General features: G+C 63.1%; 17 protein-coding genes and 1 tRNA gene. 11 read left to right on the top strand and 7 right to left on the bottom strand.

Features of this window, described 5'->3' with window-relative positions; translation table 11 throughout:
- Positions 1 to 129: 129 nt before the first annotated feature.
- Both RN347_RS04560 and RN347_RS04555 read left to right on the top strand, forming a co-directional pair.
- Positions 130 to 1,587: a Na+/H+ antiporter NhaC family protein gene (locus RN347_RS04560; RefSeq protein WP_311960330.1), complete on the top strand. Its 1,458-nt coding sequence runs from the start codon at positions 130 to 132 to the stop codon at positions 1,585 to 1,587.
- Positions 1,588 to 1,621: 34 nt separating this feature from the next.
- Positions 1,622 to 2,143 carry a hypothetical protein gene (locus RN347_RS04555; RefSeq protein WP_263584769.1) on the top strand — a complete coding sequence of 174 codons (522 nt, stop codon included), beginning with the start codon at positions 1,622 to 1,624 and terminating at the stop codon, positions 2,141 to 2,143.
- On the opposite strand, the gene RN347_RS04550 is transcribed toward RN347_RS04555, so the two are convergent.
- The gene (locus tag RN347_RS04550) at positions 2,140 to 3,438 is read right to left on the bottom strand and encodes an MFS transporter (RefSeq protein ID WP_311960329.1); all 1,299 of its coding nucleotides are present in this window, start codon (positions 3,436 to 3,438) and stop codon (positions 2,140 to 2,142) included. The genes RN347_RS04555 and RN347_RS04550 overlap by 4 nt on opposite strands.
- A gap of 186 nt (positions 3,439 to 3,624) precedes the next feature.
- Here RN347_RS04550 and RN347_RS04545 point away from each other — a divergent pair, with 186 nt between their 5' ends.
- The 4 genes from RN347_RS04545 to RN347_RS04530 are packed head-to-tail and all read left to right on the top strand — an operon-like array spanning position 3,625 to position 6,630.
- On the top strand, positions 3,625 to 5,478 hold the full coding sequence (locus tag RN347_RS04545) for a 3'-5' exonuclease (RefSeq protein ID WP_311960328.1): 1,854 nt from the start codon (positions 3,625 to 3,627) through the stop codon (positions 5,476 to 5,478).
- A 41-nt stretch (positions 5,479 to 5,519) separates the two neighbouring features.
- On the top strand, positions 5,520 to 5,789 hold the full coding sequence (locus RN347_RS04540) for an endonuclease NucS domain-containing protein (protein ID WP_311960327.1): 270 nt from the start codon (positions 5,520 to 5,522) through the stop codon (positions 5,787 to 5,789).
- Between the two features lie 45 nt (positions 5,790 to 5,834).
- Positions 5,835 to 6,278, top strand: coding sequence for a hypothetical protein (locus tag RN347_RS04535; protein ID WP_311960326.1), 444 nt, complete (start codon positions 5,835 to 5,837; stop codon positions 6,276 to 6,278).
- Entirely contained in the window at positions 6,259 to 6,630 is a 372-nt protein-coding gene (locus RN347_RS04530; protein WP_311960325.1) for a hypothetical protein, read from the top strand. The genes RN347_RS04535 and RN347_RS04530 overlap by 20 nt, the downstream gene beginning before the upstream one ends.
- A gap of 41 nt (positions 6,631 to 6,671) precedes the next feature.
- Here RN347_RS04530 and RN347_RS04525 read toward each other — a convergent pair.
- Positions 6,672 to 6,748, bottom strand: a tRNA-Ile gene (locus tag RN347_RS04525).
- 127 nt (positions 6,749 to 6,875) lie between these two features.
- On the opposite strand from RN347_RS04525, the gene RN347_RS04520 reads away from it, so the two are divergent.
- Positions 6,876 to 7,451, top strand: a complete 576-nt coding sequence (locus RN347_RS04520) for a hypothetical protein (RefSeq protein WP_311960324.1) — start codon at positions 6,876 to 6,878, stop codon at positions 7,449 to 7,451.
- 267 nt (positions 7,452 to 7,718) lie between these two features.
- Positions 7,719 to 9,728, top strand: a complete 2,010-nt coding sequence (locus RN347_RS04515) for a TonB-dependent receptor domain-containing protein (protein WP_311960323.1) — start codon at positions 7,719 to 7,721, stop codon at positions 9,726 to 9,728.
- Positions 9,729 to 9,828: 100 nt separating this feature from the next.
- Here RN347_RS04515 and RN347_RS04510 read toward each other — a convergent pair whose 3' ends face one another.
- The 4 genes from RN347_RS04510 to RN347_RS04495 form a co-directional block, all read right to left on the bottom strand.
- Positions 9,829 to 10,644, bottom strand: a complete 816-nt coding sequence (locus RN347_RS04510; RefSeq protein ID WP_311960322.1) for an ABC transporter ATP-binding protein — start codon at positions 10,642 to 10,644, stop codon at positions 9,829 to 9,831.
- Complete coding sequence (locus RN347_RS04505; RefSeq protein ID WP_311960321.1) at positions 10,641 to 11,756, bottom strand: iron ABC transporter permease; 1,116 nt, start codon at positions 11,754 to 11,756, stop codon at positions 10,641 to 10,643. The genes RN347_RS04510 and RN347_RS04505 overlap by 4 nt, the downstream gene beginning before the upstream one ends.
- Before the next feature lie 112 nt (positions 11,757 to 11,868).
- Positions 11,869 to 12,837, bottom strand: a complete 969-nt coding sequence (locus RN347_RS04500; RefSeq protein WP_311960817.1) for an iron ABC transporter permease — start codon at positions 12,835 to 12,837, stop codon at positions 11,869 to 11,871.
- A 56-nt stretch (positions 12,838 to 12,893) separates the two neighbouring features.
- Entirely contained in the window at positions 12,894 to 13,868 is a 975-nt protein-coding gene (locus RN347_RS04495) for an ABC transporter substrate-binding protein (protein ID WP_409365768.1), read from the bottom strand.
- Positions 13,869 to 14,183: 315 nt separating this feature from the next.
- On the opposite strand from RN347_RS04495, the gene RN347_RS04490 reads away from it, so the two are divergent.
- Positions 14,184 to 16,397 (top strand): TonB-dependent receptor domain-containing protein, encoded by a 2,214-nt coding sequence (locus RN347_RS04490; protein WP_311960320.1) that lies wholly within the window; start codon positions 14,184 to 14,186, stop codon positions 16,395 to 16,397.
- 170 nt (positions 16,398 to 16,567) lie between these two features.
- Here RN347_RS04490 and RN347_RS04485 read toward each other — a convergent pair whose 3' ends face one another.
- Positions 16,568 to 18,526 (bottom strand): ligand-gated channel protein, encoded by a 1,959-nt coding sequence (locus tag RN347_RS04485; RefSeq protein ID WP_311960319.1) that lies wholly within the window; start codon positions 18,524 to 18,526, stop codon positions 16,568 to 16,570.
- Positions 18,527 to 18,727: 201 nt separating this feature from the next.
- Here RN347_RS04485 and RN347_RS04480 point away from each other — a divergent pair, with 201 nt between their 5' ends.
- Both RN347_RS04480 and RN347_RS04475 read left to right on the top strand, forming a co-directional pair.
- A complete protein-coding gene (locus RN347_RS04480) occupies positions 18,728 to 19,642 on the top strand; it encodes a LysR family transcriptional regulator (RefSeq protein WP_263584793.1) in 915 nt (304 codons plus the stop codon).
- A gap of 108 nt (positions 19,643 to 19,750) precedes the next feature.
- Complete coding sequence (locus tag RN347_RS04475) at positions 19,751 to 20,626, top strand: AEC family transporter (RefSeq protein WP_311960318.1); 876 nt, start codon at positions 19,751 to 19,753, stop codon at positions 20,624 to 20,626.
- Positions 20,627 to 20,644: the final 18 nt, after the last annotated feature.

Raw genomic sequence — 20,644 nt, 5'->3', positions numbered from 1 at the left:
AGCGCTCAACACGCGTTGAAAGGGCCTTACCAGGCGCCTTTTTCGTCAATGGCGCTAAGCCTCTACGCGATCTGCTATCATCCCGCGCCGGCGCCCCGGCCAGCCTACGATGATACAAAAGGAAAGTGCATGAACTCTTCGCCTTCACGCCCTCACCCCGAGCATGATGCGTTTCTTAAACGGCGCGTGCTGCCCACGCTTGGGCTTTTCGTCCTGATCTACGGGGCGGCGCTGGCGCTTGATTATCACATCAACACCGCCGTGCTCACCATCACACTGATGGTGACGCTTTGTCTCTTGAAGATGCCGGTGGCGATCGCGCTGATCGGCGCTGCCCTGCTCGGCGCGCTTCACGGCGGGCTTACGATGAATGAGGCGATCGCGACCTTCAACGAGAACCTGCTGACCGGCGCTCAGGTCGGCATGACCTACGTGATGGTCGGCGCCTTTGCCGTGGCCATCGCGCGAAGCGGGCTTCTGGATCTGCTGGCCCGCCGCATCGCCTCGAAGCTCGACTGGCAGGAAGGCGCAACCAACCAGGGCGTGAAGTGGAGCCTCTTTCTGACGCTGATGGTCGCCTCCGTCATGTCGCAAAACGTCGTGCCGGTGCATATTGCCTTCATCCCCGTTCTGATTCCGCCGCTGCTGGGCGTGATGAACCGCTTGAAGATCGATCGCCGCGCGGTGGCCTGCATACTCGGCTGCTTCATCAGCGCAAGCTACCTGCTGCTGCCCACGGGCTTCGGGGCGATCTATCTCAACGAGATTCTGCTGACCAACGTCAACGACATCGGCCAGCCACTGGGCCTTTCGGTCACCGCCGCCGTGGTGCCCCAGGCCATGTTTCTGCCGGTGATGGGGCTTTTAGTCGGCGCGGTGGTTTGCATCTTCGTAAGCTACCGACAACCCCGCGAGTACCAGAGCGTACCCGCCACCGAGCTTGCCACCGACGCCCCGCGCCGCCGGCCCAACGCCGGCCAGTTACTGGCGACGGTGCTGGCCATTGGCGCGGCGCTGGTGTGTCAGTTGCTGTTCGATTCGCTGCTGGTAGGGGCACTGGTAGGCTTCATGATTCTGGGACTGAGTGGCGTCTTTCGCTGGCAGGAACAGGACGACGTCTTCACCGAAGGCATGCGCATGATGGCCCAGATCGCGGTCATCATCACCCTCGCCTCGGGCTTTTCCGGCGTGCTCGGCGCCACCGACGAGATCGGCTCGCTGGTGGCGGCCACCGCCGAGCTGCTCGATGGCAACATGATGCTCGGCGCGGCGCTCATGCTGGTCGTGGGGCTTTTCATCACCATTGGCTTCGGCGACTCGTTTGCCAGCGTGCCGATTCTCGCGCCGATCTATATTCCGCTGGCGCTGGCGCTCGGGTTTTCGCCCATGGCCACGGTGGCGCTGTTGGGCGCCTCGGCCGCACTCGGCGACGCGGGCTCGCCGGCCTCCACCATTACGCTTGGTGCCACCGCCGGGCTCAACGCCGATGGCCAGCACGATCATATTCGCGACAGCGTGATCCCGATGTTCCTGCACGCCAATCTTGGCATGCTGCTGTTTGCCTGGGTGGCGGCGGTGATGCTTTGATAAGCACACTCGAATAGACCCGCGGAGCCCTGCCGTGCCACGCCATCGGACGCTACTCATCATCGCCGCCCTCTGCCTGCCGGTTTGGCTAGCCGCCTGGGGGCTGGCCTATACGCCCTACAGTTGCTCCGATGTTCTGTGGGGCGCTCATCGCCCGGCGGATGAGGCCGTAAAACTGGCCTGCGACCCGCGCATGAACATGACCTTCGTGTTCGTCGAGGACTCCCTGCATAACTGGCTGGCGGTGGTGGGCTGGGTGGTGCCCTATGCACTTTTGGTATGGGTGGCGATTCGCACCCTGCTGCGCTGCTCCCGGCACGTGGGCGCGATGCTCTTCACCGCCGTGGCCGGCATAGCGCTATGGATCGGGCTGGTCGTCTCGCTAGAGCGCCAGCCCTATAACTGCGCCTTCGGGTTCGGAGGCTTTGGCTGTACCAGCGCGCTGGGCACGGCCAACGTCAACGCCCTCTTCGGCGGCTGGATGATCCCCCTTGGTATGCTGATCGTGGTGGGCCTGGTGATTGCAACATCGAATCACAAGCGGCCACCGGGCTAACCCTCGCGAAGCACCGTCGCCAGCCGTTCGCGCTCCTGCGCCTCGTAAAAGCTCGGGTCGTCGAACAGGTCCGGCTGAACGTCGTCGAACATCATGCTCAGCACCTCGGCGCTACTTTGCACCATCGGCTCGAAATGGGCGGTGTGGGTCTTCAGCGCCCGCACCCGCCGGCGGCGGTAAAGGGCATAAAGCCCCAGCAGCAGGAACACGCTGGCGATATAAAACGGCAGGCCCTGGTCCCCGACCGCGTGCATTAATGTGCCCGCCGCCAGCGGGGCCAGCGCGCAGCCGGCGCCGTGCATCACCAGCATGTCTGCCGAGCCTGCCACGATCTCGTCCGGGTGGAGCTGATCGATCAGCTGCGCTACCGCCAGCGGGTAGAGCGAAAACGCGAGTCCGCCCCACAGAAAATAGAGCGCCAGCAGCGCGCCCTGGTTCGGTGCGAAAGGCATCATCAGCGCTATCAGCGCCGCGCCCAGCACCACCCAGGTCAGCACCACCGGCCGGTCGTGCTTGTCGGAAAAGCGCCCGATGGGAATCTGCAAAAGCGCCCCGCCGACGATGGCCGTGCTCATCACCAGCCCCACCCCGGCAAGATCGAACCCCATGTGGTCGGCGTAGATCGGCGTCATCGACCAGAACGCGCCCATGGCAAGCCCGGAAAGCGCCGCCGACGCCACCGCCAGCGGCGCAAAGCCTACAAGCGCGCGCAGGCTGCTTTTCGGGCGCTCGCTCACTTTCGGCTGCACCCGCCGGGTCAGCGTGATGGGCAGCACCGCCCAGCTGATCAACATCGCGATAATGACGAACAGCAGATACCCCTCGATGGAGGAGATCCGCAAAAACTGCTGCGCGATGGCCAGCGCCCCCAGATTGACCACCATGTAGACGGCAAAGAGGCGCCCGCGCTCGTGACTGGCCGCTTGGCTGTTGAGCCAGCTTTCGATCACCGTGATCAGCGTGATGAACGAAAGCCCGTAGACCACCCGCAGCGGCAGCCATACCCAGGGCGTGACGAACACCAGGTGCAACAGCGCCACGGTGGCGCATAGCGAGGCGCAAAAGCCGAAGGTGCGAATGTGCCCCATCCGCCGAATCAGCCGCCGGCTCACCCAGGTACCGCAGATGAACCCAACGAAATAGCCGGACATCACCAGCCCCAGCAGCACGGTGGAAAACCCCTCGCTCACCCCGCGCAGGCTCAAGAGCGTATTGAGCAAGCCGTTGCCCAGAAGCAGCAGTGCCACACTGTAGAGAATCGATTTCACCGGCCTGAGCATTGCCAATGAGCGCATGGGAAGCCTCCTTGCCGGGCGCGCGCCGGTCATCTCAAGGGAATCGGTTGGAGCCTGACAAAACACCATGCATAAAGAGGGCCACCCGCGAGCGCAATTGCGGGTGGCAGGCACGGCGGATAGAATCAAGCAACCAAATAAAACTTCACCCTTGGGTCAATGGCCCGACTGCGGAGCCTTCACGCCATGGCCACGTTCATTCCTGCGCTTTCGACCATTCCCCGTGCCCGCATGACGCCCGGCGAGCGCCGTGTGGCCCAACGCCTGGATAGCCTGCTCGAGGACGACTACATCGTCTGGTACGACATCCCGCTCGGGCGCCAGCGCCGCTACCCGGACTTCATCGTGCTGCACCCCGCGCGCGGGCTTTTGTTTCTCGAAGTGAAGGATTGGAAGCTCGATATCCTGCACTCGATCACACCGGAAAGCGCGGTCATCGACACCCCCAAGGGGCGCAAGACGGTGAGCAATCCGCTGATACAGGCGCGCCAGTATGCCTTTACCGCTCTTGACCAGCTGGAGCGTGACCCGCAGCTCACCCAAAGCGATGGCCGCTACCAGGGCAAGCTCTGCTTTCCCTACGGCTTCGGCGTGATTTTTCCCAATATCACCCGACGCCAATGGGACGAGGCCATGAGCGAGGAAGCCCAGGAGCGAGTGCTGCCGGGGCATCGTTTGATCTCCCAGGACGAGATGCTCGCCACCGCCGACCCGGAAGCGTTTCAGGAACGGCTGTGGGCCATGTTCGACTACCGCTTTGGCGAGAAGCTCACCCTGCCCCAGCTCGACCGCATTCGCTGGCAGCTCTTTCCGGAAGTGCGCATCGACGCCCCCACTGGCGATCTGTTCGGCGACGAAGAGCAGAGTGAGACGCCGGCCACGAACGCGGTGCCGGATATCGTGCGCGTGATGGACCTGCAGCAGGAGCTACTGGCGCGCAGCATGGGCGACGGCCACCGGGTGATCCACGGCGTGGCCGGCTCCGGCAAGACGTTGATCCTGGGCTATCGCTGCCTGCATCTGGCGCAAGCCACCACCAAGCCGATTCTGGTGCTCTGCTTCAACATCACGCTGGCTGCCAGGCTTCGCTGCTTCATCGCCGAAAAAGGCCTGACCGAAAAGGTGAAGGTGCACCATTTTCACGAATGGTGCGGGCAACAACTCAAGACGTACCACGTCGATTTGCTGCCCGGCAGCCGCCCGGTGTACGAGCGCCAGGTGGAGAGCGTGATTCACGCCGTCGACCAAGGGCAGATTCCCCGCGCCCAGTACGCCGCCGTGATGATCGACGAGGGCCACGATTTCGAACAGGCCTGGCTCAAGCTGGTGGTGCAGATGATCGACCCCGATACCAACTCGCTTTTGCTGCTCTACGACGACGCCCAGTCGATCTACCAGAAAGGCGCGCTGAAATTCCCGCTCTCCTCCGCCGGTATTCAGGCGCGCGGGCGCACCACCATCCTCAAGCTCAACTACCGCAACACCCGCGAGATATTGAGCTTCGCCTACGAGTTCGCCCAGGACTTCCTCACGGCGCACGATGGTGACGACGACCACGTACCGCTCATCGCCCCAGAAGTAGCCGGCGTCAGCGGCCCTAAACCCGCGTTTCGAGCCTTCAAAAGCGACGACGCCGAGGCCCACTACCTGGTGCGCTGTATTCAGACCTGGCAGGAACACGGAACCGAGCTGAACAGCATCGCAGTGGTCTATACCAGCAACGCTCAGGGAAAGCGCTTCCACGAGGCGCTTCAAAGCGCCGGCATTCCCAGCCGCTGCCTGCAGCAATCCTTCGATAAACGCAGCTACGACCCGCAAGCCCAGGAAGTGGTCCTGCTCAGCCGCCAGAGCAGCAAGGGCCTGGAGTTCGACACGGTACTGCTCAGCGGCCTCGGCGCGCTCGACTCCGCCGAGGAGAAGCAGGCCCAGGAAGCGCGGCTTCTGTATGTGGGCATGACCCGAGCGCGAAGACGGTTGATGGTGACCGGGAGCAAGGTGAACTGGTATACCGAGCGGCTGAGCGAGCTGGCCTCGGCCTGAGAAGCAGTGTCTTTGAATAACACCTACACGGGAGACGCCGAATGGCGATCGAGCAAGGCATCTGGAAACTGGCAAGCGGTGCCAGCGAAGCCCCGCAAAAACTGCGCCCCATGGGGCTTGCCGATGAAGGTAAGCTTGAAGAGCAGATCATGCAGGACGTCTCGATCCTCAATCGGGACTGGCTCTTGATCGGCCGCCAGGTACGCACCGGCTTCGATAAGCTGATCGACCTGCTCGCACTCGATGCCAACGGCAACGTGATTATCATCGAATTGAAACGTGATAAAACACCCCGGGACGTGGTGGCCTAGGCCATCGACTACGCCAGCTGGGTAGTCACGCTGGCCGACTACCAGTTGACCGATATCTATCAGGCCTTTGCCGAGCGCTACCACCGCCCTTACCCCACTCTGGAAGACGCATTCGACGCCAAGTTCGGCGTACCGCTCGATGACGTGACGCTCAACGATAGCCACCAGATGGTGGTGGTCGCCACCCGGCTCGACGCCAGCAGCGAGCGCATTATCAACTACCTGAACGACCACGCCCAGCTTTCGATCAACGCGATGTTCTTTTCGGCGTTTGAAGACGGTGGCAACCACTACCTGAGCCGCGCCTGGATGATCGACCCGGACGAGCCGCCCCAGCCAGCCACGCGCAAAGCGCAGAAAGCCCCCTGGAACGGTGAGTTCTACGCCTCCTTCGGCGACGACCGCCCCCTGGGAGCTGGCCCGGCGTTTTGGTTTCATCGCCGGTGGCGGCGCCCACTGGTACTCCAAGATGCTCAACCTGCTTTCTGAAAGCGACCGGGTGTGGGTCAACATTCCTAGAACCGGCTATGTGGGCGTGGCCGAAGTCACCGGCGAGCGGGTACGGGCAGATGAGTTCATGGTCGAAACCGTGGAGGGGTTACAACGTTTGAAAGCGGTGATCACACCCGCCGAATACCCTCACCTGCACCAAGCCAGTTCTATGGATGACGAAGACACGTTGGAGTACATCGTGCCGGTACGCTGGATCAAAAGCGTTCCTGTCACTGAGGCTTTTCGTGAGGTAGGGCTTTTTGGGAATCAGAATACGGTGTGCAAGCCTACCACGCCGAAGTGGGAGCATACGGTGGAGCGGTTGAAGCAGGCCTGGAGTGTTGTTTAAGCGCCTGGATCAAGCAATGGGATGCAAAAGCTGTAATGGAATGGTGGGCCCAGTAGGACTTGAACCTACGACCAAGGGATTATGAGTCCCCTGCTCTAACCAACTGAGCTATAGGCCCGAAAAGCGTGTATATCATAGCGAATGTGGCGGGGCGAGGCTACCCTTGGGGCGCTATCTTGCGATGACCACGGCACTTTTACCCGAGGGGCGAGTCTGCTGTGGAGTCCTTACTGTGGAGACATGCCATGAAAGCCTTGTTTGCTCTTGTACCGCTGATGCTGGCGGCCCCCGCCTTCGCGGATTGGCAGCTGGATTCGAGCCAGTCCCAGGTGCAGGCGAGTATCACGCAGCTCGACGGCCCTTCGCCGCAAACCCATCATCATCAGGTGCGCAACCTTCAGGGCACCATCTCGCCGGACGGTACCCTGACCTTGCCGCTCAGGCTCAACCAAACCGACCTGCTCTCACGCTTTGGGGATCTGCCGGTGTGGGCGCGGCTGTTGACCGACTCCACTTTGGTGACGCTGACCGCTCAGATGCCGCCGGAGCGCCTAGACGCGCTGGATATCGGCGAGTCGATGGTCGAGACGCTCACCTTTCGCGTGCAGAACGAAGGCATCAACCGCCAGGAAGAGGTGCCGCTTCGCTTTACCCGCGAGGGCTTGAACCAGGTGCGGGTGACTCACGCCGAGCCGATGGAACTGGATGGCAGCACGCTGATGGCCAACAACACGGTACGCAGCGTCATGTCGCTTTTGGGTTATCAGCAGATCGCCGACCACGTGCCGGTCACGCTTGATGCGGTACTGATCAACCGCTAGCGTCGTCTTCTTCTTAACTGCTTCAGGCTAGTTATCTTCGCCGCCTTGCTGATACAGAAGGGTGGCGAACTTTTTTGCGCACGCATGATTTAAATATCATTTGATATTGATATTCATTATCAATTAAACCACAATCGTTGGCGCGTTTTACGGGAGGCTAAAGCGCTTTATAGCTCCCCTTCCCTTTGTAAAACTTACATAAAAACAAGCGGCCCTGCCGCCTACCGTTGCTGGCAACTCACTTCTAAAAACGATCATGAGTTCGCTATGTCACTTGCACGACAATATTACTTACACGCCACGCCGTTCACTCACCGCCCGATCAAGACCGGCCTGCTGACCGCTGCGCTGCTGATTCCTCAGGCCTACGCGCAGAGCGAGAGCACCGAGCTGTCGACCGTCACGGTCACCTCGGCGGCGGCCTCCGGCTATGCCGTGGACCCGGCCAACGCGCCAGCGAGTATCTCGGTAATCGGCCGGGAAGAGCTGGAGGGCCGGTCGTTTCGAGATATCACCGAGGCGCTGCAGAGCGTTCCTGGAGTTTACGTCGATGACGGCCCCTCTGGAAAAGGCGGCACGGGCGAAATTTCCATTCGCGGGCTGGATTCCAAATACACGCTGATACTGGTGGACGGCGTTCCCCAAAGCTCGCAGCAGGCCTATTACAACGGCAACGGTTCCGGCGCGGAGTTCGGCTGGCTACCGCCGCTTTCGTCCATCGAGCGTATCGAGGTCATTCGTGGCCCCATGTCGACGCTGTACGGCTCCGACGCGCTGGGTGGGGTGATCAACGTCATTACCCGACGCGGGCTCGATGAGTGGGGTGGCTCGGTCAACGTCGATACCGTCGTTCAGCAGGATGCGGATTCTGGCGACCGCCAGCAGTCCCAATTTCGCCTGAGCGGGCCGCTCATCGACGATACGCTCTCTGCCACGATCAACGGCTCGATTTTGCAGCGCGACGAGGACGAGATCGAAAACGGCTACCGCGAGTACGACCGCCGGGATATCGCCGCCCAGATCGACTGGAGCCCCAATGACGCCAACCGGGTAAGCTTCGAGGCGGGTTACGGCACCCAGGACACGCGCGGGCGCGCCGATAACACTGGCCGCGACAGCGAGCTCGACACCCGCCGCCAGCGTCAAACGCTACGCCATACGCTGAACTGGGGCGACCGCCTCACCACGCGAAGCTACGTGCAGCGCACTGAAATGCGTCAGAACGACAGCGCCTATCGCTCGATCTACGAACGTGTTACGGCCAACACCTCTACGGTGATTCCGCTGGCCGACCACTTGGTGACCGTCGGCGCTCAAGCGCGCGAGCAGAGTACGGATAACCCGGACCGCGGCTTTGGCGAGCAGAGCCTTTCGCGCTGGGACATGGCGCTGTTCGCCGAGGACGAGTGGTTTTTGACCGACCGGTTCAGCCTTACCACCGGCGCACGGCTAGTAGATGACGAGAACTACGGCTCACAGCTGGTGCCTCGCCTTTACGGCGTGCTCAACGCCACTCGCGACCTGACGATCAAAGGCGGCGTGAGCGCCGGCTATCGCACGCCGGATCTCAAACAGGGTGACTCCAACTGGATCGAAGGCGGCGGCGGCCCTAACTGTCCGGACTGCCGCGACGTGGGCAACTCCGATCTCGAAGCCGAAAAGAGCACCACTTACGAGCTGGCCGCGCTCTGGCAGGGCGACTCAGGGCTGGAGCTTGGCGCGACGCTCTTTCATACCGACTATCGAGATAAAATCGAGAAGCCGGTGCTGTGCGATACACGCGAAGGAGACGCGCTATGCCTTTATCAGGGCGACCCCTACACGGCGATCTATCGCTATATCAACGTCGACGAAGCCATCGTCAATGGCGCCGAGCTGACCTTCGACCGCCCCCTGGGGGAGACAGTCGCACTGCGTGCCAGCTATACCTTCACCGACAGCGAGCAGCAGTCCGGCGACAACGCGGGCCTGCCGCTTAACAACCAGCCGCGCCACCGTGCCACGCTAGGGCTCGATTGGGACGCCACGGCGGACACCCAGTTCTGGTCCCAGGCGCGCTACAAGGGGGAAACCGAACGGGTCGCCGGGCGCCGCGGCCTGAGCCGTTCCTACCCCAGCTACACGCTGGTCGACGCCGGCGTACGCCATCAGCTTAGCGAGAACGTCAGCCTCTACGGCGGTATTTACAACCTGCTCGATAAGGACATCGACGAAGACGACTTTGGCCGAATACTCGACGGCCGCCGGTTCAACGCGGGGCTCAACGTTACGTTTTAAACCCGAAAAGGGCAGCCCTGAGGCTGCCCTCCTTCGTGTGGCGTTTTACAACATGGCCAGCATTAACCCGACTTGCTTGCTGAACCGCTCCGCTTTTGAGTCAGGCCGGCGTTACGGCCCGGCGCACATTGGCGATCAGCGGGCTGCCGGTATCCGGGTCGGTGAGCAGCGTGCAGTCGACCTGATAGAGCGTGCGGACAAGTGCCGGCGTGACGATCCTGGAGGGCGCGCCTTCGGCGACGATGCGTCCATCACACATGGCGATGAGGTGGTCGGCGTAGCGGCAGGCGCTGGCCAGGTCGTGCAGTACCATCACCACGGTGCGGCCTTCACTGGCCAGCTTTTGCACCAGTTCGAACACCTCGATCTGGTGGCCGAGATCCAGCGCCGAGGTGGGCTCGTCGAGCAGTAACAGCGGCGTTTGCTGGGCGATGGTCATGGCGATCCAGGCGCGCTGACGCTGCCCGCCGGAAAGCGCCTCCAGCGGCCGGTCGGCAAGCGTTTCCAGCCCGGCGGCGGTGAGCGCGTACTGCACGATCTTCTGATCTTCCGGCGACCACTGGCGTAGCCACCCCTGGTGGGGCTGGCGGCCAAAACGGATCAGCTCGGTCACGGTCAGCCCTTCCGGGGCGATCGCTTCCTGGGGCAACAGCGCGAGCTGTTTGGCCAGGGTTTTGGCGGGAAGCGTCTGAATATCGGCGCCGTCGAGCAGCACCGCGCCGCTTTCCGGCTTGTGCAGCCGGGAAAGCCCCGAGAGCAGCGTGGATTTACCGCAGCCGTTGGGCCCAACGATCGCGGTCACCTTGCCGCTCGGCAGGTCAAGCGCCAGCTCACGGATCACCCGGCGGGCGCCGTAGCTCATGTTCAGCGCCTGGGTCGAAAGCGTGGGCGCCGGCGTGTCGTGGGACGTGCTCATGGGCGGCTCCTTTGTGGGCGCATCAATATCCATAAAAGCCAGGGGCCGCCGACCACGGCGGTCACGATCCCCACCGGAATCTCGATCGGCGCGAGCAGCGTGCGCCCGGCCAGATCCGCCAGCACCATGACCAGGGCGCCGGCGAGCGCGGCGGCCAGCACCGGCACGTGGCGCGAACTTGAAAGCGAGCGGGCAATTTCCGGGCCGATCAGCGCCACCATGCCCACGGGGCCGGCCACCGCCACGGCCAGGCCCGTGAGCACCACGGAAAGGGCAAGCACCTGAATCCGGCAGGCTTTCACCTTCACGCCTAGGCCGCTGGCGACGGCGTCTCTAAAGCGCAGAATCGACAGCGACCGCGCCAGCCCCATCGCCAGCACCACGCCGACAGAAAGCCCCGCGGCCAGCAGCGATACAGCGCCGGGCGAGCGGGCGTTGAGCGTGCCGACGGTCCAGGGGTAGGCGGCGTTGGCGGTGTCGATCGGCACGCGGGCAAGATAGAACTGGGTGAGCGCGCCGAAGACCGCGCCCACGCCGATACCGGCGACGATGAAGCGATAGCCCTGGGTGCCGCTACCGGCGGAAAGCCCGAAGGTGATGGCGGCGGCGGTGGCCGCCCCGGCCAGCGCCATGGCCGGCGGGGCGATGGTCACGCCCACGCCAATGACCGAGGCAATGGCGAAGGCCGTGGCGCCATTGTCGATGCCGATGATGCCCGGCGTTGCCAGCCGGTTGCCCGCCAGGGTCTGCATCAGCACGCCCGCCAGCGCAAAGGCGGCGCCGGTCAGGCAGGCCGCGGCTAGCCTTGGCAGGCGAAGCTCCGACACCATGAAGGTGGCCATCATGTCGCCTCGGCCGACTAGCGCCGGGATGACCTCGCTCACGGACAGCGGCACGCTCCCAAAGCTCAGATACGCCACCCCGGCGATCAACAGGGCAAGCAAAAGCCCCAGATTGACCGCCACGGCGCGGCGCTCGAGCAGCACGCTATAGATATTCTCCCTGCCCTGCCAGGCCAGGCACCAGTAGCCCGGCGGCGCGTCATTCACGGGGCGCGGTTGAGAGGTGGCCCCCGAGAGGTACTCGGAGGTGGCGGTCGTTTTGGAAGCCATGGTCACTGATGGAATCGTCACTGGATGAATCGCCGGCAAATAAAAGAGCGTTATGGCTAAACACAGGTATCTCTAAAAACGGGTATCGAGGCGCGGCGGCTGAGCGCGGGCATTAAAGCATGGGCAAACGCCGCGCGCGAACCACGGCGATCAGCACCGGCGCGCCGCATAGCGCGGTCAACACCCCTAACGGAAGCTCCGAGGGCGCCACCACCACCCGTGAGATGATATCGGCACTCACCACGATCAACGGCCCAATGGGAAGGCAGAACCAGAGCGTGCGGCGAATGTCCGGCCCTGCCAGGGCGCGGGCGACGAACGGCACCACCAGGCCGACGAAGGCGATCGGCCCGGCAATCGCCGTGGCCGCGCCGACCAACAGCGCAACGCTGCCAATCACGATCCAGCGGATCAAGCCGGGGCGATGGCCAAGCCCGGAGGCGGCGCGCTCACCGAGCGCCAGCGCCGCCAGGGGCCGCGCGGTCACCGCGACTGCGGTCGCGGCCACGGCTAGACTCGGCAGCACGCTGACCAGGTCATCCAAACGCCGCCCGGCCAGGCTGCCGACCACCCAGAAGCGAATCTCGTCCGCCGCGCGCTGATCATACAAAAGCAGCAGCGAGGTCAGCGAGCCCAAAAGCCCGGAAAACGCGGCCCCCGCCAGCACCAGCCGCACCGGGTCGTTGCCCACGCCCCGAAACCGCGCCACGCTCATCACGCAGATACAGCCGGCCAGCGCACCGAGCTGGGCCACGGAAATGCGCAGCGTCGCCGCACTCGCCCCCAACACCAGCGCCAGCGCCACGGCAAAGGCGGCGCCGGCGCTCACGCCCAGAAGTCCGGGCTCCGCCAGCGGATTACGTGACACCGCCTGCAACAGCGCCCCGGCCACGCCCAGCGCCATGCCCACAACGATGCCGATCAGCGTGCGCGGCGCGCGAAGCTCCCACATCACAAAGCGCACCTCATCGTCGGCGCTACCCTGCAAAAACCCCAGAATGCGCGCCGGGCCAACGCTGCCCGCGCCGATCAACAGGCTCAACGCGCTCACCGCCACGAGGGCGGTGAGCAGAGCCAGCATCAAATGGTGTGGCGAGCGGCGAGCGAGAGAGCCGCTCGCCACACTGGCAAGGCTGGTCACGGCAGCAGTGCGTCTTCGATATCATCGAGAATGGCCAGCGCCGCCAGCGGGCCACTGGCGCTGCTCCAGAGCTGGCCATCGACGGGCACGACGTGCTCCTGCTGCGCGACGTTCAGGCGCGAGAAGGCGGCGCTTTCACGCGCGGCATCCAGTGCCTGCTGGCCCTCTTCGTTGAGGGTGGCCAGAAACAGCCAGTCGCCATCGACCATGGAGAGGTTTTCAAGGCTCAGCACGTCGCTGTGAGCGCTGCCCTCTTCGATCAGACCGGCGTCGCTGACGTTCACGCCCACGCGGTTGAGAAGTCCGGTAGCGATCAGGTTTTCGGACATCACCATGGCGCCGCTCGGCATCCAGCGCACCACATAAGCGCTTTCGTCCGGGTGGTTTTCTGCAATACGCGCGGAAAGCGCGTCGACGCGTTCATCGACGGCGGTGATCGCCTCTTCGACGGCGCTTTGGCGGTTGAGCGCTTCACCGAACAGGCGCGCTTCTCTCTCCCAGTTGTCCGGCTTGAACCCATTGCCCGGGGGCACCACGGTCGGCGCGATGCGCGAGAGCAGCTGGTACTGCTCTTCGGGCAGTTGCGGTGCGGCCAGAATCAGGTCCGGCTGCTGGGCAAGCACCGCTTCGATGTTGATTTCACGCACCACGCCCACGACTTCCGGACGCTCGCCGTCGAACGCTTGAGTAAAGTAGTCGGTGATATAGTCGGCGACATCGGTGCCGCCGCGGGTGGTCACCGCGCCCAGCGGCATGATACCGGCGGCGATGGAGGCGTCGAGTGCGCCTTCGTACACCGTGACGACCCGCTCCGGGGTGCCGTCCACCTCGACCTCGCCATAGGCGGTGTCGAGCGTACGCGCCTGGGCCTGGCTCGTCAGTAACGCGCCCATCAGTGCCCCGGCCAGCCCCACACGCCACGCCGCGTTGAACGTCGTTGCCTTCATCGTACCGCGCGCTTTACCCGCCATTTGACTCTCCTGAGAATGCCTGCCGCTTATCGATGGCGATGATAATAACGATTCTCAAAAGCGATTGCATTACCATCCTGCCGAATGGCTTGTTCCACTTTTAGCAATTCGCTCGCAATGGCAGCGCCGTGCGTAAGGCCATATCGATAACGTGCTAAAAGTTCCCTTTTTTGCAACGTAACGTTCCTGAATTTTAGCTCGATATTGGGAACTCTTGTTTTTAGACTCTCGATCGCATTTGATAACAAATATCATTCAAACCAAAACATCGATCGCATCGGTCTTCAAGATCGTTCTTCAAGTAAGGGTTGTTTCATGGCTCGTTTTACTCGCACCGCCCTCGCCAGCGCCATTGCGCTGGGAACCACCGCCGGCGCCGCACACGCCCAGCAAAGCGCGACCCACCTGGACAGCATGGTCGTGACCGCCGCCGGCTACGAGCAAACGCTCAACAACGCCCCGGCGAGCATCTCGGTCGTGACGCGTCAGGAGCTGGAGCAGAACCAGTTCTCCAGCATCGCCGAGGCGATTCGTGACGTACCGGGCGTGGACGTACGGGCGGGCACGGGCAAAACCGGCGGTCAGAGCATTTCGATTCGCGGTATGCCCAGCGACTATACGCTGATCCTGATCGACGGCCGCCGCCAGAACACCTCCGGGGACGTGACGCCGAACGGCTTTGGCTCGACCGCCACCAGCTTCATGCCGCCGCTTTCCGCTATCGAGCGTATCGAGGTCATTCGCGGGCCGATGTCCACGCTTTACGGCTCTGACGCCCTCGGCGGGGTAGTCAACATCATCACTCGCCGCGTCGGCACCGACTGGGCGGGCTCGGTCACCGTCGAAAACACCTTCCAGGAGGACCACGACGCGGGCAACAGTTCGACGCTGAATCTTTACGCCACCGGCCCGCTCATCGAGGATACCCTTGGCGTGCAGCTGCGTGGGCGCGTGTTCGATCGCGACAGCTCCGAGCGGCTGGTGGACGAGAGCGTCGGCCGTGACCCGCGCCCGTCCGAGGCGCGTATCTACTCCATCGGCGGCCGGCTAAGCTTCACGCCCAACGACACCCACGAGATCTGGCTCGACGCCGAGCGCGCCCGCCAGGTCTACGACAATACCGACTGCCGGCTGGGTAGCCGCGACGGCCTGCGCCGCAACGACTGCGAAACGCCCGCCCCCACCGAGTTCTTTGGCTACGAGGACGAGCTTCGCTTCCAGCGCGACCAGATCGCGCTGGGCCACTCCGCGCGCCTTGCCGCAGGGACCTGGGACACCAGCATCACGCGCAACGAAACCGAATCGCTTGGCCGCACGCTGCCCGCCGGCAACGCGCCGGACTACGGCTACTTCGCCCTGGGCGGCGAGCCGCGCACGCTGGAAAACCGCGACGTCGTCGTCGATACCAAATTCGTCGCGCCGCTTGACGCGCACATGCTCACGGTGGGCGGTCAATACATCGACGCCGACCTGACGGACGCCACCGCCGGCAACGAGGAGTTCAGTCAATCGAGCTGGGCGCTGTTCGTCGAGGACGAGTGGTTCTTGCGTGATGATCTGGCGCTGACGCTGGGTGGGCGCTACGAGCATCACGACGCCTTCGGTGGCCACTTCAGCCCGCGGGGGTATCTGGTGTGGAACACCACCGACGAGTGGACGCTCAAGGGCGGTATCAGCCAGGGCTACAAAACGCCGACGCTCAATCAGCTTCACGACGGCGTGAACGGCTTTGGCAACCAGGGCAAGTCCGCGAGTCTGGGGTCGCCAAATCTCGAACCGGAAAAAAGCACCAACTACGAAATCGGCGCGATCTACGACAATCTCGACGGCTTCTCCGCCGGCGCCACGGTGTTCTTCACCCAGTTCCGCGACCGCATCTCAAGCGGCGACGACATTCCCAACTGCCAGTTCATCGACAGCGACGGCAACCGGCCCTTCGCGAACGCGGCCAACTGCATCAGCGTGGGCGATTTCGTCAGTCAGGACAGCTTCAACCGCTCCGTCAACGTCGACCGCGCCGAAACCCGCGGCGTCGAGCTGATCTCGAGCTACCAGTTCGACCCGGCCTGGCGCGTGAGCGGTGGCTACACCTTCACCGATACCGAAGTGACCTCCGGCGATAACGAAGGACAAAAGCTGACCAACGCGCCCAAACACAAGCTGACTGCGGACCTTTCCTGGGCGATCACCCCGCAGTGGAGCACCACCCTTGAGGGCGAGTACTACTCTTCCCGCGAGCGCTTCTCCGGCAACGTGTCGGGAAGCTCCGCGGCGCTGGTCGAGCAGTTGGGCAACAAGCTCGACGGCTACGAGCTTTTCAACCTGCGCTCGACCTACCGTTTCACCGATAGCCTGCGTCTGACCGGCACGGTGTATAACCTGTTCGACAAGGACTTTGGCGGCTACGACACCTACGACTTCGACGGCGAAACGTATATCGCCTACGACTATACCCAGACCGGTCGCGCCACCGACGGCGTGGCACTCGATGGTCGCAGCTACTGGCTCTCCGCGACCTACGAGTTCTAGGCAGCGCTGCGCTCGCAAGCAGCTCGCTTGATCTCGCTTACTGATTCAGCCCCGGCCCTGGCCGGGGCTTTTTCGTGCGCACGAAAAAAACGGCTACCCGAAGGTAGCCGTTTGAGATGAAGCGCCTAGGATTTTAAAAGCAAGCTTTAAAAGAGCGCTTCGAAAGAGCCTTAAAAGTCGACGTTCAGGCCCAGCCAGAAGCGGCGGCCGTCTTCGGCGTAGCTGTAGTCGTCGGGGCGGATCGTCTTGTCGAACAGGTTGTAGATACCGGCACTCACCGTGGTGGTGTCGTTCAAATCATAGCCAAAACCGGTATCGACGAGGGTATAGGACGGCGCGACCAGCGAGCCCGAGGAGCGACCGCCGGTGGGCTGGCTCTCTTCGCCGCGGTAGGTGACCCGCGTCCAATGGCTCAGTTGGCTGTCGATCTGCCAGTCGAGCGAGGCGGCCACTTCGTGCTTGGGCAGCTGGGTCAGCGGGTTGCCCTCGAACTCGCCGCTTTTCTGCTCGGAGTCGGTGTAGGTGTAGCTGCCGCTGAGCGAGATCGCATCGGTGATCGGCGCGCCGAGGCTCGCCTCCACGCCCTGGGTGACGGCCTCATCGACGTTCACGCGGTAGGTCGGGTCGCTGCCGAAGTCGTTGGCGCCGTCCGGGCAGACCGCGATCGGGCAGCCGATACGGGTGATCTTGTCGTCGAAATCGTTGTGGAACAGCGTGAAGCTGCCGTTGAGGCCGGCTTCGTCGCCGTAGAGCAGCGCGATCTCCTTGTTGAGCGAGGTTTCGGGCTCGAGATCCGGATTGCCGTAGATATTACCGCCGCGGCTGACCTGCCCCCAGCCGGGGGTGATTTCACGCAGCGCCGGGGCGCGGAAACCGGTGGAAACGCCGCCTTTCAGCGTCCAGTCCGGCGTCATGTTCCAGACGCTGTAAAGCCTGGGGCTTAGGTGGCTGCCGAAGTTCTCGTCCTTGTCCAGACGCAGGCCACCGGTCAGCGCCCAGGTGGGCGCGAGCATCCACTCGTCCTCGGCGAACAGCGCCCAGCGGTACTGGTCGATCTGTTCGAGATCGGAAATCTGGTTGGTGGTGCCGTCGTCGAGCTCCTCTTCTTCGTAGCTCGCCCCGACGGTGACCATGTGCGCACCCAGCGGCAGTACCGCGGTGGATTTCGCCGTGGTGTTGGTAATCTCGATTTCGCGCGAATCGTTTTCGCTGCTTTCCCGCTGCAGGTAGGTTTCCGTGGTGCCCCAGCCGAAGCTGCCGCTGTGGGTCAGCGCAACGTGCTCGTGGGTGTACTCGTTGAAGCTGTCGGTGCATGGCCCGCGGCAGCCCTCGGCGGGAGCCGATTTGCCAACCCGGGAGCGGCGGTCCTGTTCGGTCACGCCCGCCTCGAGGCTGAAATCGTGATTGTCGCTGGCGTCCAGGCTCAGCTTGGCGGTCAGGCTCTGCAGGCTTCGCTCCTCGTAGCCGTCGACGATGTCGTCCTCGTCGCGCTCGGAGGCGCGGCCATACACCTCGAGCCCGAGAATATCCTGCACCAGCGGGCCGCCGGCGTAGAAGTTGGCCTGGCGGCTGTCGCCGGACTCGCTGTTCTCCTGAATGACGGTGTCGATCTGTACGTTGCCGTGCCAGCTGTCGGCCACGGTGCGGGTGATCACGTTGATGACCCCGCCGATGGCGTCGGAGCCGTACAGGGTCGACATCGGTCCGCGCACGACTTCGATACGCTCGATCGCCTGCAGCGGCGGCAGCCAATCCTGCTCGAAACCGCCGCTGCCGTTGGGTCGCGTCTCGCGGGTGTTTTGTGGCCGACCATCGACGAGAATCAGGGTATATTCAGAGGGCATGCCGCGAATCGAAATATCGTTACCGTTATCCCCGGCGCCCCCACCGGTCACGATGAGCCCGGGTACGTTACGCAGCGCGTCGGTGACATCCTGATAATGACCGCGCTCGATATCCTCACGGCTGAGCACGCTGATGGACGCCGGGGCATTGGTGATTTGTTGCTCGAAGCCGGCCGCCGTGACCACGACATTGTTCAACGAGGTGCTTTGCTGGGCCCAAGCCGGGACGGCGACCAAAGAGGAGATCGCGCTCGCCAGCAGCGTTTTGCGCAAGGGGAATGACATGACGCAGTTCCTATGAAGATCCGGATATCGTAATAGTGTTATCGTTTTCTGAATGCTAATAATTAGCATTCAAATACTCTCACATCCATTCGCGCCCGTGGGGGAACGTGGAGTTGCCGGAACCGCAACACAAATCGATCTTATTTTCATTTGTGAGCATTACTGGCACAATGTGACTCTTTTGCTCGCGGGCCCGCTTTCATGTACGACTTCGACGAACTCAACGCTTTTTCGGATGTCATGGCGACCGGCAGCCTGACCCGCAGCGCCCAGCGCATGGGGGTGGCCAAATCCACGCTGAGCCGGCGCATCAGCCAGCTCGAGTCGCGCCTGAACCAGCCGCTTCTACGCCGCCAGGCGAACCAGCTGACGCCTACCGAAGCCGGGCTTCTTTTTCATGGCTACTGCACGGAGCTTTTAACGCTGGCCAGGCAAAGCCAGGAGGCGCTGTCGGAGCTTCGTGAGGAGATCAGCGGCAAGATCACGCTGGAGGTTCACGGCGCGCTTGCCCGCAACTGGGTCGCCAAAGTCGTGGATATCTTTCTGGACCGCCACCCGGGGATCGAGTTGACGCTTCAGAGCCGGGAAAGGCCGTCCACGACGCTTCAAACCAACAGCGTACATATCTGGCTTGGCGCGCTCGACGAAAGCGGGCTCAACCAGGAGCGCCTGGGTCAGCTCACCCGCGGGCTTTACGCAAGCCCGCGCTATCTGGCCCAGGCGCCCATGCTTGCTCACCCAAGTGATCTGGATCACCACGCCTGGATCGATCTGCTCGACACCGACACGACGCGCCTGCCGCTTTATCACGCCAGCGCCCCGGAGTACGTGTTTTCGCCGCCCCGCTCACGACTCAGGGTGGATCAGACGCTGATCCACGTGGACGCGATCGCCAGCGGCCAGGGTATCGGGCTTTTGCCGCACTGGATCGTCAATCAGCGCGAAATGCACCACCCCGGCGAGCTGGTACCGTGTTTGGCGGGCTGGGAGCCCCAGCCGCTGCCGGTGTCGATGCTCTACGCCTTTGGCCACCACTCGCGCCGGGTCAGCGCCCTGTTGAGCTGCCTGCGCGAGCACGTGCCGCACCAGTGGCAGGCGCCGCCGCTGTTCGCCTAGCGTTTTCGCCCGGTGTTAGCGTTTGGCAGCAGTGCGATCACCGGGAAACCTTGCCAGCTAACGACCCGATTGATGACAATAGGCGTTTACGCTTGCCAGGAACGCTCCATGCTCGTTGAACTGTTCGCCGTGATGGCTCCGGTGCTGGCCGGTGCCGGCCTGGGTTTTTTCTGGGTGCGCCTGGGCTACCCCTACCCGATCGAATTCGTCACCCGGCTGGTATTCAACGTTGGAACGCCGGCGTTGGTGCTGGCTTCGCTTGCCGGCGCCTCGATCGATGCCCACACCTTCGGCAAGACCATGCTGGCCGCCGCGCTGGTCATCAGCCTGATGGGCATGGCGTCCTTTGGCGTGGCCAGGCTTTTGCGCCGCGACTGGAAAGTGCTCATCGCGCCCATGATGTACCCCAACACCGGCAACATGGGCCTGCCGGTGGTGCTCTACGCGTTTGGCAGCGCCGGCTTCGTCTATGGCATCACCGTCATGGTGACCGTCTCGCTTTTTCAGTTCACGATAGGCGCCATGCTCTCGAGCCGGGGTAATCCGCTCAAGACGCTGGTCAAAACGCCGACGGTCTACGCCATTTTGATCAGCATGGCGCTGATGCTCACCGACACGGCGCTGCCTGGCTGGATCGCCAACACCGTCGATCTGATGTCCGGCTTTACCGTACCGCTAATGCTGATCACCCTCGGCGTGTCGCTGGCAAGCATCCGGGTCGACAACCTGCGCTCGGGGCTCGGCTTTAGCCTGGTGCGCATTCCGCTGGCCGCCGTCACGGCCTGGCTGGTGGCCGAGCTTTTAAATCTGCCGGCACTGGCGCAGATGATTCTGGTGCTGCAAATGTGCATGCCGGTGGCGGTGTTCAACTATCTGTTCGCTCAGCGTGCCCAGCGCGAACCGGTCTACGTGGCAAGCCTGGTGTTCTGCTCGACGCTTTTGGCGCTTTTCTATCTGCCTGCATTGCTGGCGTTTATGATGTAGCGTGTAGGGAACCTGCTC

Origin of the sequence: Halomonas sp. PAMB 3264 (assembly GCF_031954245.1) — a bacterium.
Classification (GTDB): Bacteria; Pseudomonadota; Gammaproteobacteria; order Pseudomonadales; family Halomonadaceae; genus Vreelandella.
The sequence above is the reverse complement of the archived record's forward strand: the minus strand, read 5'-3'. Positions and strand labels throughout refer to the sequence as shown.

Coding starts and splice junctions, on each gene's coding strand:
- RN347_RS04560 (WP_311960330.1), top strand. CDS start 130: ATGAACTCTTCGCCTTCACGCCCTCACCCCGAGCATGATGCGTTTCTT.
- RN347_RS04550 (WP_311960329.1), bottom strand. CDS start 3,438: ATGCGCTCATTGGCAATGCTCAGGCCGGTGAAATCGATTCTCTACAGT.
- RN347_RS04545 (WP_311960328.1), top strand. CDS start 3,625: ATGGCCACGTTCATTCCTGCGCTTTCGACCATTCCCCGTGCCCGCATG.
- RN347_RS04540 (WP_311960327.1), top strand. CDS start 5,520: ATGGCGATCGAGCAAGGCATCTGGAAACTGGCAAGCGGTGCCAGCGAA.
- RN347_RS04530 (WP_311960325.1), top strand. CDS start 6,259: ATGCTCAACCTGCTTTCTGAAAGCGACCGGGTGTGGGTCAACATTCCT.
- RN347_RS04520 (WP_311960324.1), top strand. CDS start 6,876: ATGAAAGCCTTGTTTGCTCTTGTACCGCTGATGCTGGCGGCCCCCGCC.
- RN347_RS04515 (WP_311960323.1), top strand. CDS start 7,719: ATGTCACTTGCACGACAATATTACTTACACGCCACGCCGTTCACTCAC.
- RN347_RS04510 (WP_311960322.1), bottom strand. CDS start 10,644: ATGAGCACGTCCCACGACACGCCGGCGCCCACGCTTTCGACCCAGGCG.
- RN347_RS04505 (WP_311960321.1), bottom strand. CDS start 11,756: ATGGCTTCCAAAACGACCGCCACCTCCGAGTACCTCTCGGGGGCCACC.
- RN347_RS04500 (WP_311960817.1), bottom strand. CDS start 12,837: ATGCTGGCTCTGCTCACCGCCCTCGTGGCGGTGAGCGCGTTGAGCCTG.
- RN347_RS04495 (WP_409365768.1), bottom strand. CDS start 13,868: ATGGCGGGTAAAGCGCGCGGTACGATGAAGGCAACGACGTTCAACGCG.
- RN347_RS04490 (WP_311960320.1), top strand. CDS start 14,184: ATGGCTCGTTTTACTCGCACCGCCCTCGCCAGCGCCATTGCGCTGGGA.
- RN347_RS04485 (WP_311960319.1), bottom strand. CDS start 18,526: ATGTCATTCCCCTTGCGCAAAACGCTGCTGGCGAGCGCGATCTCCTCT.
- RN347_RS04480 (WP_263584793.1), top strand. CDS start 18,728: ATGTACGACTTCGACGAACTCAACGCTTTTTCGGATGTCATGGCGACC.
- RN347_RS04475 (WP_311960318.1), top strand. CDS start 19,751: ATGCTCGTTGAACTGTTCGCCGTGATGGCTCCGGTGCTGGCCGGTGCC.